Annotated in this window: 19 protein-coding genes; 9 read left to right on the top strand and 10 right to left on the bottom strand. The window is 57.1% G+C overall.

Annotated elements, in window-relative coordinates; translation table 11 throughout:
* The first annotated feature begins 272 nt into the window (after nucleotides 1-272).
* Entirely contained in the window at nucleotides 273-488 is a 216-nt protein-coding gene (locus tag ACSQ22_RS05160; RefSeq protein ID WP_436129632.1) for an AbrB/MazE/SpoVT family DNA-binding domain-containing protein, read from the top strand.
* Nucleotides 489-533: 45 nt separating this feature from the next.
* Here ACSQ22_RS05160 and ACSQ22_RS05155 read toward each other — a convergent pair whose 3' ends face one another.
* The 5 genes from ACSQ22_RS05155 to ACSQ22_RS05135 form a co-directional block, all read right to left on the bottom strand.
* Nucleotides 534-863: a helix-turn-helix domain-containing protein gene (locus tag ACSQ22_RS05155; RefSeq protein WP_436129631.1), complete on the bottom strand. Its 330-nt coding sequence runs from the start codon at nucleotides 861-863 to the stop codon at nucleotides 534-536.
* A gap of 316 nt (nucleotides 864-1,179) precedes the next feature.
* Complete coding sequence (locus ACSQ22_RS05150) at nucleotides 1,180-1,509, bottom strand: hypothetical protein (protein ID WP_436129630.1); 330 nt, start codon at nucleotides 1,507-1,509, stop codon at nucleotides 1,180-1,182.
* A 630-nt stretch (nucleotides 1,510-2,139) separates the two neighbouring features.
* The gene (locus ACSQ22_RS05145; RefSeq protein WP_436129629.1) at nucleotides 2,140-2,511 is read right to left on the bottom strand and encodes a hypothetical protein; all 372 of its coding nucleotides are present in this window, start codon (nucleotides 2,509-2,511) and stop codon (nucleotides 2,140-2,142) included.
* A gap of 63 nt (nucleotides 2,512-2,574) precedes the next feature.
* A complete protein-coding gene (locus ACSQ22_RS05140; protein WP_436129628.1) occupies nucleotides 2,575-2,796 on the bottom strand; it encodes a hypothetical protein in 222 nt (73 codons plus the stop codon).
* A gap of 26 nt (nucleotides 2,797-2,822) precedes the next feature.
* Complete coding sequence (locus ACSQ22_RS05135) at nucleotides 2,823-3,131, bottom strand: hypothetical protein (RefSeq protein ID WP_056058069.1); 309 nt, start codon at nucleotides 3,129-3,131, stop codon at nucleotides 2,823-2,825.
* An 89-nt stretch (nucleotides 3,132-3,220) separates the two neighbouring features.
* On the opposite strand from ACSQ22_RS05135, the gene ACSQ22_RS05130 reads away from it, so the two are divergent.
* The 5 genes from ACSQ22_RS05130 to ACSQ22_RS05110 all read left to right on the top strand — a co-directional run bounded on the left by ACSQ22_RS05130 (nucleotide 3,221) and on the right by ACSQ22_RS05110 (nucleotide 5,823).
* A complete protein-coding gene (locus ACSQ22_RS05130; protein ID WP_436129627.1) occupies nucleotides 3,221-3,427 on the top strand; it encodes a hypothetical protein in 207 nt (68 codons plus the stop codon).
* A gap of 30 nt (nucleotides 3,428-3,457) precedes the next feature.
* Entirely contained in the window at nucleotides 3,458-3,751 is a 294-nt protein-coding gene (locus ACSQ22_RS05125) for a DUF4148 domain-containing protein (RefSeq protein ID WP_436129626.1), read from the top strand.
* Between the two features lie 305 nt (nucleotides 3,752-4,056).
* Nucleotides 4,057-4,830: a DNA/RNA non-specific endonuclease gene (locus ACSQ22_RS05120; protein WP_436129625.1), complete on the top strand. Its 774-nt coding sequence runs from the start codon at nucleotides 4,057-4,059 to the stop codon at nucleotides 4,828-4,830.
* A 70-nt stretch (nucleotides 4,831-4,900) separates the two neighbouring features.
* A complete protein-coding gene (locus tag ACSQ22_RS05115) occupies nucleotides 4,901-5,212 on the top strand; it encodes an HU family DNA-binding protein (protein ID WP_056057356.1) in 312 nt (103 codons plus the stop codon).
* 149 nt (nucleotides 5,213-5,361) lie between these two features.
* A complete protein-coding gene (locus ACSQ22_RS05110) occupies nucleotides 5,362-5,823 on the top strand; it encodes a helix-turn-helix transcriptional regulator (protein ID WP_436129624.1) in 462 nt (153 codons plus the stop codon).
* Between the two features lie 42 nt (nucleotides 5,824-5,865).
* Here the strand turns inward: ACSQ22_RS05110 and ACSQ22_RS05105 are convergent, their stop codons facing one another.
* A complete protein-coding gene (locus ACSQ22_RS05105) occupies nucleotides 5,866-6,102 on the bottom strand; it encodes an MbcA/ParS/Xre antitoxin family protein (RefSeq protein WP_436129623.1) in 237 nt (78 codons plus the stop codon).
* Nucleotides 6,103-6,444: 342 nt separating this feature from the next.
* On the opposite strand from ACSQ22_RS05105, the gene tcmP reads away from it, so the two are divergent.
* Nucleotides 6,445-7,659, top strand: a complete 1,215-nt coding sequence (gene tcmP, locus ACSQ22_RS05100) for a three-Cys-motif partner protein TcmP (RefSeq protein ID WP_436129622.1) — start codon at nucleotides 6,445-6,447, stop codon at nucleotides 7,657-7,659.
* Nucleotides 7,660-7,671: 12 nt separating this feature from the next.
* Here tcmP and ACSQ22_RS05095 read toward each other — a convergent pair whose 3' ends face one another.
* Complete coding sequence (locus ACSQ22_RS05095) at nucleotides 7,672-8,967, bottom strand: three-Cys-motif partner protein TcmP (protein ID WP_436129621.1); 1,296 nt, start codon at nucleotides 8,965-8,967, stop codon at nucleotides 7,672-7,674.
* Between the two features lie 187 nt (nucleotides 8,968-9,154).
* On the opposite strand from ACSQ22_RS05095, the gene ACSQ22_RS05090 reads away from it, so the two are divergent.
* Nucleotides 9,155-9,898 carry a hypothetical protein gene (locus ACSQ22_RS05090; protein ID WP_436129620.1) on the top strand — a complete coding sequence of 248 codons (744 nt, stop codon included), beginning with the start codon at nucleotides 9,155-9,157 and terminating at the stop codon, nucleotides 9,896-9,898.
* Between the two features lie 108 nt (nucleotides 9,899-10,006).
* Here the strand turns inward: ACSQ22_RS05090 and ACSQ22_RS05085 are convergent, their stop codons facing one another.
* Together ACSQ22_RS05085 and ACSQ22_RS05080 are read right to left on the bottom strand one after the other, a co-directional pair.
* Complete coding sequence (locus ACSQ22_RS05085; protein WP_436129619.1) at nucleotides 10,007-10,786, bottom strand: DUF5131 family protein; 780 nt, start codon at nucleotides 10,784-10,786, stop codon at nucleotides 10,007-10,009.
* Entirely contained in the window at nucleotides 10,783-11,421 is a 639-nt protein-coding gene (locus ACSQ22_RS05080) for a LexA family protein (RefSeq protein ID WP_436129618.1), read from the bottom strand. Before ACSQ22_RS05080 ends, ACSQ22_RS05085 begins: the two co-directional genes overlap by 4 nt.
* Nucleotides 11,422-11,905: 484 nt before the next feature.
* Between ACSQ22_RS05080 and ACSQ22_RS05075 the strand changes: the two genes are divergently transcribed.
* On the top strand, nucleotides 11,906-13,528 hold the full coding sequence (locus tag ACSQ22_RS05075) for a hypothetical protein (RefSeq protein WP_436129617.1): 1,623 nt from the start codon (nucleotides 11,906-11,908) through the stop codon (nucleotides 13,526-13,528).
* A gap of 3 nt (nucleotides 13,529-13,531) precedes the next feature.
* Here the strand turns inward: ACSQ22_RS05075 and ACSQ22_RS05070 are convergent, their stop codons facing one another.
* Complete coding sequence (locus tag ACSQ22_RS05070; protein WP_436129616.1) at nucleotides 13,532-14,488, bottom strand: hypothetical protein; 957 nt, start codon at nucleotides 14,486-14,488, stop codon at nucleotides 13,532-13,534.
* Nucleotides 14,489-14,985: the final 497 nt, after the last annotated feature.

The following is a 14,985-nucleotide window of genomic DNA, read 5'->3' as shown; positions in this document are numbered from 1 at the left end:
GTAGCAGTCGCCCGGCGTGCAGATATTCACAACGCTAGCTACGACGGCTCCTCCACCAAGCAGCAGAGCCAAGCCCTCATTGACTGGTCCAGCTCTACGGATGCGCCAGCGGGCCATGCTTCAAGCTTTCGATCACTCTCTGCGCCCCGAGCACAGGAGTGGTTCTCTACAACGCTTACAACGATCTCTTCCCGAGCGAGCACACTGCGATAGTTTGTGGCGAGACAGTGGCCGGAAATTTGTTCAAGTGAGGTAAAGAGTAGGGATTGAATATGAGTGAATCAACGATCTCAGCGAAGGGGCAAACCACCGTACCGGCAGAAATTCGACGGGCCATTGGCGGCGTGCCCGGTACTCGGCTTGTCTGGCGAGTGCTTGCAGTCGGACGGCTGTCTGTGCGCGCAAAGAACAAGAGCGCCGTTGATGTGAAGGGCATTGTCAAGGTGCCCAAGGGCCTGCGGCTGGAAGCTGAAGAAATGCGGCCTTGATGATCACGGCTTCTATCGAACCCAACGTTCTAGTGAGCTTGGCGCTCAGGATGAGCAGTGGAACTCCAGCCCAATCTTCCCCGGCCTTTGCCGTGTTGTTTTGGTCACCAGGATCGTCACATCGTGGCCGAGCATCGCAATCCATTCAAGCATCTTTGCTTCACTCGTGCCGCGGAACTGCCCACGAGTAATCTTTACGATGTCTGCTTGATCCATCCCAAGCAACTGTGCAGCTTCCTCATGGGTCAGATGTCGCGCCTTGATCGTCCAAACGATATGTGACGCCAACGAAGCTTTTCGCTGCAACGCCTCAGCGTCTGGGTATCCAAGGTCGGCATATACATTGGTGCTTCCAACTTCAACTGCGTCTGCCATTGCTGAATCCTTCGTGTCTACATATCCCAAGCGCAGGTTCCGATAACGCGGTGGTTGTTCCCGCCATGAGCTCCCGACAAGGCCCGCCTGGGCGATGTGTCGGATTCCGCGAGAGCTTTCACTATGGAATGGCTGCCCTACACAAGAATGCCCGCACCACACCTGCTGAAAAACTCATTAGGGCAGTTGAAAACCCTTGTCCATTTTGGATCGACACCTCACCTTCAGGCTGTCAGTTTTAGGTCCGGGGCAACAGGCCAGAAGGTCAAATTGCGGGATGTTCTGAAGATCTGCGAGTTTCATGGGACGAAGAGAGTCAATAGCCTTCAGCACCCGCCACTTCAACAACACGTGCCAGATGACCTTGCTCTATGGCCTGACGCGGTGTCAGGCCGCCCAGAGCGCCCGATGGCGTCTCCAAGAAGGCGAGCAGTGCCCAGCCCTCAGTGGTTCTCAAGGCTTTAGAAAGCTTGGGCACGGCATCCCATAGGGCAGGTTCAAACTGCCAACTAGGCAACTTGAATCCACGCCGGGGTTGGGTCAATCCGATCGCCCGCCCTTTGGCGATCCACGCATTGATCGTCACTGGGGTGGTACCCACCAGATCGGCAGCTATGTCCATACTGAGCATGTCATTGGCATCCAAGCGAGCCTTGCGGGCAGCGACGCCGCCAGCCAGTAAGGCCTTTGTCTGAGCAGCAGACGCGTAGGGCGACGGAGGTACAACTGCGCTTGGAGCGCTGTTTGTGCGGTGGCGAGTCGTTGAGGTTGATGTTGTCGGGAGTGTTTTCATGGGGACTTCATCAATGGCGCGTTGCGGCCGTTGACCTTGCTGCTGAAACAGGAGGTGCGCGGCAAATTCAATGCAATAGCTTGCTTGAGCTTACGCTCGCCGCCGACTACGAACTCCTCACGCTGTAGGGCTGACATCGAGTTCCGCGGTCCCATATGCTGTCATCGCGGCCCGTTATGTACTTCACTAGTCTTCAACTGCACCAGCATTTTTCAGCCCGCCTCGCCCGCACCTTGACCAGCTTAAAGAAGCAGGCTGCTTCTGCGGACAACCGCCCCTTTAGGCAGTTCGGCATCGGCCATTGCTTGCACCGCCGCTACCTGCGCCGGACATAGCGGCCCTTCGCCGTGCCCGTAACCCTGGGCCACTCTCGTTGCGGACCCGCTTCGTTGATCACCACCCCTCGCAGGCCAGTGTGCCAAGGTGGCGACTATCGGAAGATGGGTTGGTCATGACGACCCGATCAATAACCAGTCCAGGACATCAGGCTGCCCAAGCGTCATCACCCACAGTCCACTGCAACTCATCCACCACCCTGCGCATGATCCACACGCACTGCGCATCGGTGCACCATCGCTTGGCCAGCAGGCCCTTCAACGCAGCTTTCACTGTCGCCTCCTGGTTGCCTTCGTAGGTGGCAAGTTTTCTCTGGCAGTAGGGCACCATCTGTGAGACCAGATCGTCACACATCTGAAAGGCTGCCATGACCTCGCCTGGCGACGTGCCCGGGGCATAGAACTTCCCACCTTCCTCAACCAGGTTCATCTTGGGCTGGGCACCCGCAATCGCAGAAGGTACTGCAGTCACCGGAAAGTCTTCCGGCACCCCGGGATAGTTGGCACGGTCCATCGACATATCGACTCCTTGCTGGCTGTTGCACCATACAACCGGTAGCCGGTGCGGTGCAATCGGTTTGCTTTAAAACGGCGCAGGCGACTCCACCAGCACCACAGGCCCGAGCCCCTCATACAGCACTTCTCCCGAGTGCTTCACCGTCACCCGCCAGATATCACCCTCCTGCGTGACCGCATACGCCTCCGCCTCCAGCGGCAGCACGGTCTCCGCCGGGAACACCCCACCGGCTCTGCCCGGTGGGGTGCACATCAAGGTCGGGTAGTTCCAGGGCGCGTTGATCGGCATGGCGTGTCCTCAGTGGACCTTCACCCTCACACCAGCCGGACTTCAAAGTACGCCCCGTCCCCTTCCCCAAGATCTCGGAACCCCGCCTGCTTGGCCGCCGCACTGGCCTTGCCCCAGGCCTTGAGCAAGGTGAGATCGCCAGGCGACACCACCTCGGGTGGCGACTCTTCCAGGCTGTGCATGGTGTCGAGGGCGGCAGCCACCTGTTCGGGGCCGCCAAGCTGCTTTTCCAGAGCTTGGGCATACCGGGTTTCTGCGGCAATCCGCTCCTTGGCAGGGATCTCTTCGGGGTAGTCGCGCAGGGTGACGACATAGGTGGATTCGATGACTTGCATGGCGCTGCTTCTCCTGTGGTTGAATACTGGATAAATATACAGCTTTTGCCACAAATGCGCATGTAGGATGAACCCAAGGAGGTCTCCCCATGGAGCACCCTTTTGCCCTCAAGGTGCGGAGATTAGGGGCTGGAAAGGCGCCGAAGGATTGTTTTCAATACTGGAACAGTCAGTTCGCGACTGAGTGGTTTTTCTCTGAACATCATCGGCGTACAGTTCATCCCATCGATGAGCCGAACCCGCAAGGCGACTCACCGAACCCGGTTCAGGATCGGTTTTTGACCCGGCTTTTTTGAGACGCTTTTTAACTTCCAAGGATTTTCATCATGAACAAGACCGCCCGTTTCCTCTCCGTCGCTGCTGTTGCCGCTTTCGCCTCTTTTGGTGCCCACGCTGACGAAGCTGATGGCTCGCAATTTGCCCTGAAGTTCGACACGAACCGCACCCGTGCTGAAGTGGCCGCCGAAGCCGCAACCGTGGCTCAAACCCGCAGCATCGAGCCAGCTGGTTCGCGTGTGGTGACCTACAAGAGCACCGCTGACCGCGCTGCGGTGCGTGCCCAGGCTGCTGAAGCTCTGCGCACGGGCCAGATCCCCCACGGCGAATTCAGCGCCATGTAATTGGTAGACCAACTGCTCAAGTTGGATTGAAGCAGTTGCGGGACTTCCCATGGTGGTGGCACTTTGCATTTGCGGGTGCTGCTGCCATGGGGAGTGTTAACTGAACCGCAGGGGCGGGCAGGCAGATCGGGCTCCCTTTGGGAGCCCTTTCTGTTTGTGGGCGCCACTCTGCAAGCAGCTGTAAAACCCTGCGACATCCGAATATTCGGGCCAGGAGAGAGACATGAACGGTGCTCCAATCGGGCTCCGTTTTGCTCCACTCGAATGCTCTTTCTGTGAATCGTTTGTTCTCTTGGCCAGGCCGTGTGCGCCTGGCAGCCGTGCTGGCCCTGGCTCTTGCCGGCGTTGCTCTTCCGAATCTCTCCTGGGCGCGGTTTCCGCAGTTCGACAGTGCGGCGCTGCTCACACCCGAACCCACTTCGTTTGCGCAGTGCCCGCAGTTCTTTGCGAATGGCACACCACCGGCCATCACACCCAGGCCACAGCTGCGGGAGCTTTGCTATGAGGCGTTTGCAGTGCTGCACTCCGGGACAACCAAGACACCGGTGTTTGTGGCTCAGCGCCTGAACCGCAGGCTCATCGAGGATGCGGACGAGAAACGGGCCAAGCGCTTCTTTGCAGATGCCCGACTCCAGAGCGGCGAGCGGGCCGAACTGGAGGACTACAAGCATTCAGGCTACTCCCGGGGGCACATGGCCCCTGCAGGAGATATGCCGACGCCAACGGCCATGGCCCAGAGCTTCAGTCTCGCGAACATGGTTCCTCAGAATGCCCAGCACAACGGGGGTGCCTGGAACAAGATCGAGCAGGACACGCGCCACTATGTGAAGCGGGCCAAGGGGGATGTGTTTGTGATCACGGGACCGGTGTTCACGGATGCGGGGCCACGCATTGGGGCCAACGGGGTGAAGGTGCCGACCTATCTGTACAAGTTGGTTTATGACGCCACAACCAACAAGGCCTGGGCGCATTGGCAAGAGAACCGTGAGGGGGAGATGGTGGGGCGGCCGATCAGCTATCAGGAGTTGGTGAAGCGCACGGGAGTGGAGTTTTTGCCAAGAAGTGCACTGCAGCATTGAGTCGCAGCAAGGGCCGTGTCAGTGGCGGGGGTATAAATCGGTCCTTTCCAACCTCTACTCGTGAGCATCCATGAACCGCGCAGAACTCGTTGAAATCCTGGCTTCCAAGAATGACCTGTCCAAGACCGCAGCCAATGCGGTGCTGGAAACGCTGATCGACACCATCCAGACTGCCGTCAAGAAGGGCGATGCCGTGCAGCTGGTGGGTTTTGGGACCTTCAAGTCGGCCAAGCGTGCGGCACGCACGGGCAAGAATCCATCGACCGGTGCTGCACTGAAGATCCCTGCGAGCACGGTGCCGAAGTTTGTGGCGGGTGCGAAGTTCAAGGCTGTGGTGGATCCCAAGGCTGCCAAGCGCAAGGCGGACAAGGCTGGGAAGTAAGTCCGACCAAATCGGGTACCACCAAAGCAAAACCGCCATGGGCTCAGGCCTCTGGCGGTTTTGTTTTTGGGGGACGAAGAAGGAGCGCGGCACCGGCTATGCACCAGCCCCCAAGCGCGCGATAAGGCGCCAAAGTTACCATCGGGCGTATGAATACATTTTCCAATGCCTTTCGCGCAGAAGTCGTTCGCATGGCGCGCAAGGAGCTCAAACCTGAACTCCAGGGCATGCGCAAAGCGATCACCGGCCACCGCTCGGAGATCGCCGCTCTGAAGAGGGAAGTGAAGAGCCTCACTTCGCAGCTCAAGACAGCCCAACGCCAAGCCAGAACTGTGGGCATGGCTGCTCCAGCGGATCCACCCAAAGTTTCGAAACGCGCCGCGCGCGAGGGATTCGTGTTCGCGCCGGAGATGCTGACCCAGATGCGCCGAGCACTGGAAGCGACGCAACTTCAGATGGCTGCGTTGCTGGCCGTCTCTCCTCTCACGTACTCGCGGTGGGAGAAGGGGCAGGCCCAGCCCCGCACCAAACAGCTGGCAAAGATTGAGGAACTGGTGAACATGGGGCCAGCCAAGGCCGAGAAGAAGATGCGCCAGGCTGCGAAGGCCTGAGGCCCAGCTGCGCGGCATGCGCTGTGGACCGCCACGAAGGATCTAGGCGAAGCTGCCTTTCTGGATTTGCAGAAGCGTTGCTTGGATCAACGCCAGCCCTTCGGGTTCTTGCAGTACATCCCACGGACGGCGGTTTCCGAAGGCGGGAAGTGGCGCCGCCAGCCACTCCTGCAGCCAAGCCTCGGCGTTGAAGCCTTCAGGATTGCCCGACTCCACCACGATCTGCTGTACCAGGTTCGTCAGAACTTGTGGGGGATGTGCGTCGTTGGGATGGGCCATGCAGCATTCTGGTCTCCCCCACCAGCTCTCGCAACCATGGACTGGGCCTCGATGTGCAGCTTCTGACCTGCGTATTTATCTAACATGCGCGTGTTATCTACCACGCGCATGTTAGATAAATAATTTGCCAGCGTTGAAATGGCATTCAGTGGGCTATAGCCAGGCGCGACGTGGTACCGATGGTCACGTAATCGAGTGTATATACGCCTTCCTGACAGGGTCCGTCACCAATTACGCACAAGACTGCTTGCAACTTTGTGCAACGCACTCGTAACATTGTTCACAAGTCAGTTTTGTGCCCACGAAGGGGAGGAGATAGCTGCGCATGTTTGGAGTTCAGAAATGAGGAGGACATTTGAAGCTGCGCCATCCATAGTCCCCACAAGCTACAGGGGTCGGGAGCAGGCCTGGATAAAGCACCAATTGCTGGAAAGCTACCTTGAGAAGCTCATGCTGATCGTGGGCATGGCGGCAAAAAGGCAGGGCACGATAGAGATCTGCTACGTTGACTGCTTCTCCGGCCCCTGGGGCACGAGCGAATTGGAGAGCACATCCATCGCCGTATCCTTGAGGACGATGGCTAAATGTCGGCAGAAGCTGGCTGAACTTGGCGTCACGGCCTCAATGCGAGCCCTCTATATCGAACGTGATGACCAAGCATTCGCAAACCTTGAACGCTACCTAGATAGCGCAACGCCCGATACGGTGAGCGCAAAGTGCTTACATGGTGACTTTGTGGATCTCCGAGAGCAAATCCTCACTTGGAGCGGACGCGATGCATTCACTTTTTTCTTCATTGACCCGAAGGGCTGGAAGTCGATTGGAATTGAGAAGCTCAGACCACTCCTCCAACGGCCGCGGTCCGAGTTTCTGATCAACTTCATCTACGACTTCATCAATCGCACTGCATCCATGGCCGAGTGGCAGTCCGACATCGCGGAGTTCCTGGGAGTGCCAATTGAGGCGGTGCAAGAGCTTGAGCATCACTCGCCGCAGGACCGGGAGGAGAAACTACTGGGGCACTATCGGAGCAGCCTTAAAACAGCTCTTCCACCCCAGCGAAGTCCCTTTATCGGACGTACGGCCTACGTTCGAGTCCTTGATCCGAGTCGCGAACGGGCCAAGTACCACTTGGTCTATCTCAGTAGCCATCCGAAAGGCACCATCGAGTTCATGACTATTTCCCATGGAGTTGAGGCCATACAACAACGCGTACGCGCTGATCGCCGTAAAGATGCGCGCGAAGAAGCAAGCGGCATTCGGGACATGTTTGCGGATGAGATGCCAATGACGCCCGGAGGACTGGACAACGCGAGCGACGTAGATCGATATTGGCTCACCACTCTCAGCCAAATTCCAACGGTAGTGGATGAGGCCGTCTTTGCCGACATTCTGGAGGCGACAAACTGGATGCCACAAGACTTGCAAGTCTCACTGCTGCGCCTGATCAAAGCCGGAAAACTCAAAAATTTGGATGCTCAGCATCCCCGAACGACGCGGCCCTTGCACCCAGAAAAGGCGGAGAGGCTTGTCCTGCTCCAGTCCACCTCGCACTGACAATCGCTGGCTTTACAGGAGATGGATCAGCGATCGCTGTTTTGGTGCCGACAGCTGATCTTCGGCCTCCAATGAATTGCCCCTCCTGCGTTGGCCGCCACTCTTGGTCGTCACGAGAATATCGCCGCAGCGAATGGCCTCATCCAGAGATATCTTGAGCATTTTTTCCGTTGCGGGGGTATTGCTGCCCACGTGGTGGGCCAGCTCGCGGAAGGTGACTGCCTGGTCGCCTTTGTCAAATACCCAAGGCACAAGCTTGCGCTCCAATCCCGAGGTGCACTTCTGCGCAGCAAGTTTGTCGAACTGAAACTCTTCGCCAAACGAGAGCGCCTCCTGACCTGTCACCTCACCATCCTTGCGTGCCGAGTAGCCAAGCGTGAACATGTCTGGTTCAAGGTAGTGAGTGAATTGGTTGGATTTGCCCCAATGAATTTCCATCATGACATCGCGCGCCTTGTAGTTGTTTGAAAGGTGCACGAGCCAGTAGGTCCAGGGCGTGCTGCCGAGCGGCGTCACGTAGAAGATGGTGGAATGTTGCGCGCCGCTGGTTCGTATCAGCGCATTGGCCAGGTTGCGCTGAATGGCTGCTCGCCAAGCGGGTCCGTTGCTGCCCCGCAAGGATTCGAGGGAGGTCCAATCGATGTATTCCGCAAAACCCATCTGAGCCATTTTCTCGCGACTCTTGTGGTTGTCGCTGAGAAATGAAATCAGGCTGTCGACGGCAAAAGTAAGGATGACTTCCGCGCCCTCGATGGTGCTGAAGATCTCCTTCAGTAGCGCACCTGAGACCTGGTCCCACGCATACTGATCGAGAAGGAATATGGATCGGTGCTTGCGGGACCTGCCCTGAATATCTTTCCGGATGGCCGCAAAGTTCTTCTGAAACGTCCCAGGCAAGGTAAAGACATCTTTCCCCATGCGATGGGCTCCATACCGGGTCGCCAGGAGCGCGTTCAGGTACTCAAAGTTTGAGCGGGTCTTCTCGACGAAGTAATAGCGTACATCCAAGGTACGAGGCTTCTCCCGGCCGACATTCAGAAGCACCCCTTGCTCGGTCAAAGCGTCGATCACGATTTGGGGGGAGCCAGGCACAAATTCACCCAGCGATTCCCCGCTGTATTCTCCGCCACCAGCGAAGCCATCCACAATGGAAAGCACAAGCTTTTCAATGACGTAGTTGCTCATGAGCACCTGGACATAGCGACTAAGGTACTCCCGAACGATCTCATGCTTAACAACGCTGTGTGGATCCAGCGGTGGGGGCGAGGAGCCGACTACCCAAACGTACTTATCCGAGCGTTTGACCATCTTTATTGTCGCAGTGGGGCTACTGCATGATAACGCTGACAATGCGTTGAGCTGAACACGCAGTTGGCAATTGCGCCTAGCAGTTCATCGGTGCTGATACGAGCGTGCGTGTTCGTAAGTCTGATCGCGTGAGAGCCTTTCGAGGCAGATATTCGCGACGCGATACACAAATTTTTTAGGACAATGCATGGGTCGGGGAAAAGAAAACAAAGTCCAAGCAGCAATATTCGGCGCTTTGCAGGTGTACTGCCAAGATCGCAACTTGCACCTCTTCCCACCACTCTCCAATCAGCAAGGCGGGCGACTGCGAAGCTACTGCGCAGATCTTCTCGGGCTAGCGGACCACGCAGATCTTATTGCTCTTGAAGTAAAGGAACTCGACGTTCCGAACTGCGTCTTCCATGCATTCGACGAAGAACAGCATGAAGTAGCAAAACAATTTGAAAGCCTCGGCGTACCTCTGGCCTACGCATACAACGTTCTAGAGACACTTCCATACCACGAGCGCCCACAACCGCCGCATTGGGCAAAACACACGCTGGCATCGATAAATCGTTCAATGCCGACACCGCTGCCTGGCCGGTCCCCCGACATGAACCACCACCAATCTCTTTTAGATTGGTTGGAAGGGCCACATAAAACCGATGCTTCCGATCTTTTCGGGCGAGTTCATGGAGCAGTCGAATCAGTCGAGGACCTGCGCAATGGAATTCTGGTTCTTCTATACGCCGTTCCCCAGCAGACACTCGCAGCGCTGACCCCAGATGACATCTTGCGCACGATCAATGTGCTTCAGAGTAGTCCGCGACTTTCAAGAAGCCAACGAATAGTGCTGGACAGGCTTGTTGGAACATCCGCTGAGGTCTTTGATCGCTTTACTTCACAAGCTGCAAGGGAAAGGGACCGGCGAGGCAGGCCGCCTTCGGGCTAGCGGGGAATCATGACCAGCGCCCTTATCGGCCTGGACAAATCAAAATCCCGCCAATCTTGACCTGAGCGTGCACTCGGCCGTCGTAGCTGGATGTTCGTCTTGCCCTCTTTAGACGCGTTGTTCCACCGCTATGGGAATAGTCACACGCTGAACAACCGTTGTGGGCATTTCGTCCCACGTGCGACCATTCAGTTCTCGTCCGTTGGCCGCCTTCGCACGCTTCTTGCCATCAGCCCCCCATCCACCCCATTGCTTGAAAAAGAATGCGACATCTTGTTCTTGGCATTGGACACGGACCGCCTCTGCCCATTCTGTTTTCATCGGCCGCGCCTTGGGTCCAGACTCACCACCGACGATAACCCAATGAATGTCCATGAGGTCGAGTTCGCCCACGTCGGACAGCAGCGGCTCTACAGACAGGAACCGGATGCTCGCTGGCACCTTGCGCAGATGATCGATACGAGGTACGCCGTACTTTCGATCCTCTACAGACACGCCTAGCCAAGCATTGCTCGGAACAGGTCGATGCCGGAAATAGCGCTCCATGCGAGCTGCCCGTTTTGTGAGAATTTGGTACGTGTGGTGAGGCGTCTGAGCAATCACCTCAAACACCTTCTCAATGTACTCATTGGGTACCCGCTCATGAAAGAGGTCGGACATTGAGTTCACAAAGTAGACCGTCGGCTTCTTACGCTTGAGGGGATCATTGAGCCGGTCCGGCAAGAGCGTCAAAGCAAATCCGTTCTCATAGCCCGGCGTGCCCATTGCCTTGAGTCGTTTTGCCATGGCCTCCGCATAGCAGTGTTTACACCCTGGAGAAATCTTGGTGCAACCCACTGTTGGATTCCACGTCTGCTCGGTCCACTCGATTTTGCTGGTCGTTGTCATATCGCTACCCCCCACGTAGTTAGCTTAACTTTGCCGGCCGGCGGCGGTCTAAAAGTCCTAACGATCCCCCGAACCACGCCAATGATGTTCAGCGACCTCTGTGGATCTAAAGCCTCCATGCTTGCGTTGTGAGGCACTAGACGAGGCCGCCCCGCAACCACCTGGAACTCCTTCACCGTAACGTGCCCATCCGCCTCCGCGATCACGAACTCACCTGGCAAAGCCTTGTGCGCGACCTCCACAGCTGCGATGTCTCCGCTGAGGATTCCTGCGTCCACCATCGAATCGCCGCGCAGCTTTACGAAGACGGTTTTTGATGGCTTTGTCGCCAGTATTTGGTCAAGCGCCTGGGCTTGCACGAGGCCGCTAGCCTCCATGTCCGCACCAAATCCTGCACGAACCTCATCGGCACTGAGATCCAACGTGAAAAACAACTCACTCGGCGCCACGCGCCCGCCAGCCGACTTCACCAGATGTCCACTAGAGACGAGCCGGTCAATAAGCTTGAAGGCCGCGTTTTTCGCTTTGAATCCCAGATGCGAAGCGATCCGACTGTAAGACGGAAAGCACCCCTCACTCCGATAAAGCTCTCGAAGACTACGTAAATGCATCGCGTCGCGGTTGGTGCGGGCCATGTCCACTATTTTAGTGGACATTCGTACACTAATCAAGTTTGACCTACCAATCCACACAACCGACATCACACCCTCATTGCTGTTTCAGCAGCAGCCGAGCTAACAGCCCATGCTTGCGGCCATGAAGTGCTCCAATTCAAGCGGCATCCAACGATTCCGGGTGCGTTGGGTCGAAGCGTTTCCACCAACAACCTTAGGAAAGCTATGTGGAGCACACGGTGCGTCTACCTCTGCACCCGAGCGGCGACTTGGTCCGACGAAACCACCCGCCAGTCGCATAAACTCTTGGCGTTAACAGTTTATGGATAGGCCATGCTGATTGCCAGTGTGGTTGTCTCGCCACCCAAAACGCCCTGCGCGAGGGCGCTGCTATCGCGTGAGTTTTACTAAATTTGATAGTTTCCCAGTTGATGGGCGCCTGTACCGATTGATCGCCACTGGCCGAAGGTATCCGTCTCCGTTGGACCAACAAACACGTCGTGTGATGGTCTATCTCGCCGAAATGGAAGAGCTGACGACAGGGGACGCCATCTATGCGCGCCGAGAAGACGGTTCAATCAAATTTTTGGTGATCGACGAGGCTGCAGGGTCAATCCCCAGTCTGATCCTCGGCTCCTTTTGGCGAGATAGGACTATTCAGCCGGACGACCTCCAGAACTGGGTTCAAGTACGAGATGCCATCCTGCCCGAGCAGACATGGCAACTGACCACGCTAGGGGCCCTGGGTTTGTCCACGAATCCATCCAGCGATTCCAAAGGCTTACCGCTGGCAGGAACTGACGCTGCCGGAAAAGCTATCAACGTAGAGAGAATGCCCGTCCTCCACGGCCAGACAGAATCCGGATTGGACATTTACATCCCTTGCTACGAAATTTTTCGCCGTTTTTTCGGAATCACCACGGAATTGGCCAACGCCCTCGTGGGTGGACGCTGGTCCAACGAGGTCGGCAAGTTGGTCAACTTGGAGACCACCCGGGTTACGGAAGAAGGCGACTTCGAAATAGAACCTCTCGTGAGTCTGAGCAATGTCGCATGCCGTGCGATTGCACTCTTTCAGACCGCCCCTCACGCGCTCACCCGGGCCGCCGCGATCTACGTCAATATTGTTAACGCGATTCGAGCGCTTGATGACTCACCGTGGATCGAGGCTTGGCCTCCATGGCAGAACCAGGAAATGCGAATTTCCTTCATGGGCGAGCCGCTTCCCGGCGGAGGAGTGCTCGCGTTGTGGATTCACGATGCGCAGTTCCCCAAGCTTCCATACCCAATCACTCGCCTGACTCAACAGATCATCCCGAAAGCTGAACCCGAAGCGCCCACGGGCGCGGTCGAGCCCGAGCAGAAAACACAGCAAGATGAAGATGAGTCAACCTCCATTACCAGGCCAGGGGACGTGCGGCCTATGGGGAGAGCAGTGCATTTAGCCATCCAGGACACGTGGAGTGACCTGGAGCCTTTACGTCGCCGGGTCATTTCTACGCGGGCCATACCGTACGACCCAGGCAAGCCGAAGCGCAAGCGAACACCACCCAAGAAACGGGTCGGAACCGGAGCGCGCAGTAGGCAGGGTGAGGCGCCCCCCGGATCTTTTAGCAGCGAAGATCAGGCGCGGGTTGAAGACCGGTTTCGCGCATTGGCGGAGTGTTTTCAGTTGATGGTTCAGCAAAAGCACTTGCTCTCGTTTACGCACTATAGCCTCGTAAATCCAGTGGAAACCCCGTCAGCCAGATACTGTGCATTGCCAGCAAAAATCGGAGGCGTGGACCGGCCTTGGGCCGTCGTCGAAGAACGGCCTCGCATGTGCTGGGTAGTCGAATTGACCCGAGCTGATGGACAACTGTTCTATTGGTTGGAAACCGAATCCCGAGGGGAAAAGCACCATCGAGCGCTCCTCGTGCGAATGCAAGAGAACGCTTCCTTACCCGCAGCCACCTTGGACACGCTCTTGAAGCAAGCCGTTCTGAACAGTGGCGCCTGGAAGCCTAAAGATCTCGCGATCAATCACAATGCCTTGACCACGTGCACGGTCAATCACCGCTATGGGATGGTGAAACCCTCGCTCGTCCTCCACAAGATGGAGCAGCTTGCGGGCATACCTCAGCCTTGAGGCTCATGCATTGAGCTTGTTCAGGTGATACTGCACTGCCGCAGTGCTCAAATGATCCGAAGTCATCCGACCGGGAAACACCCACCTCTGACCGGACTCTTGCGTAGGCGAGGGCCCTGCAGCCATTTCATGCAAGAGTGCCGCGACCTCCTCAGGCGCATCGACCCACTCGCCCTTCAACAACACCCTTGCTCCTGACGCAGACACCATCAGTTGGTCCATGCGCAGCTGAAGCACGTGCTCAAGCCTGGCTCCGAACAACAAGGAAACAAGCTTCGCAATCAGCGGCAACCTTTCGTGGCGCTGAACCACGTACTCAAGACGGTCCTGAATCCTGCGCACCTGCTTTGCGCGATGCGCCACCGTCGGCGACTGACCCGCCTTCTTCTGAAGATGCAACGCTACTACACCAGTTGCGCGAAGGTAGGAGACAAATGCGCTCGCGGATGCCGTCGAACCCGGGGACTTTCTCAGGTACTTCTCCAGCGCTGCATTTGACAACTCGGCGGCGCGATTAACCTTGCTGTGCTGGAGAAGCTGGATCGCCACATTCAGATAGACCTTGACGCTCCGCAACGACAGCGGCTTCTCCTTGGCCTGCATGAAGCGGTGAAACCCCTTCACATCCATCTCCCACGACTTCCCCACGACCTCTTGTAGTTGGCGCTCGACGAGTCTTTGGAGGGAGGCTTCAAGCCGTTCTTGGTTGTTGGCGGTCAACAACCCTGTTTCGGTCATGTACTGCGCCAGAATTCCCATCGACCGGATCTCCTCCGTCGTGAACAGCTTCTGCAGGAATGCGCTATCAATGACACCGCCGGACGCGGGAGCGGCATTATCGACACGCATCAGAGCTTGGGCACAACGAGCGAAGCCTGCAGCCAGCTTGCTGTGTCGGCCGCTTTCGTTGGCCCACCCGACAAAGGACAGCGTCAAGCGCTGCGCCTGTTGGTCGCTCATCAGATCAATGACAGCTTGTGCCTTCACCCAATTCGACCTCTTTATGCTGCAAGTAAGGCAGCGCGTGACCCCCGCTCCTCCCACAATGGTCCCGCAGTCTGGGCAGGCGTGACTCGCATCCAGGTTCGCGGCACACCCCTTGCACACAGGCTCTCGGGTCAACAGCACGAAAAACACCGTACGGTGCTTTCCGCACCGCTTACATGTCGCACAGGTCTGCTCGCGGACACAACGATCGCACATACGGCCGAGAGCCTCCAGTCCAGTGATCCGGGTAAGGCGCTGAGCAGGCTTCTCGCATACTTGGCAGGGTTCGGCCGCCCGGAAGTACCTTGCGCACGCAGCACATGCGGCTTGATCGCCAACGCGAAGTGCCGCGCGAGGCGTAGGCTTCCCGCAACGCAGGCATGTCTGCTCCTTCAGCCTGCAACGGCGACAGACAGGTCGCTCCTCAGCACGATGACTGCGCGCAGTTCCTCCGCAGATATAGCAAGTAC

Origin of the sequence: Acidovorax sp. LjRoot38, assembly GCF_964252975.1 — a bacterium.
Taxonomy (GTDB): domain Bacteria; phylum Pseudomonadota; class Gammaproteobacteria; order Burkholderiales; family Burkholderiaceae_C; genus Acidovorax; species Acidovorax facilis.
The sequence above is the reverse complement of the archived record's forward strand: the minus strand, read 5'-3'. Positions and strand labels throughout refer to the sequence as shown.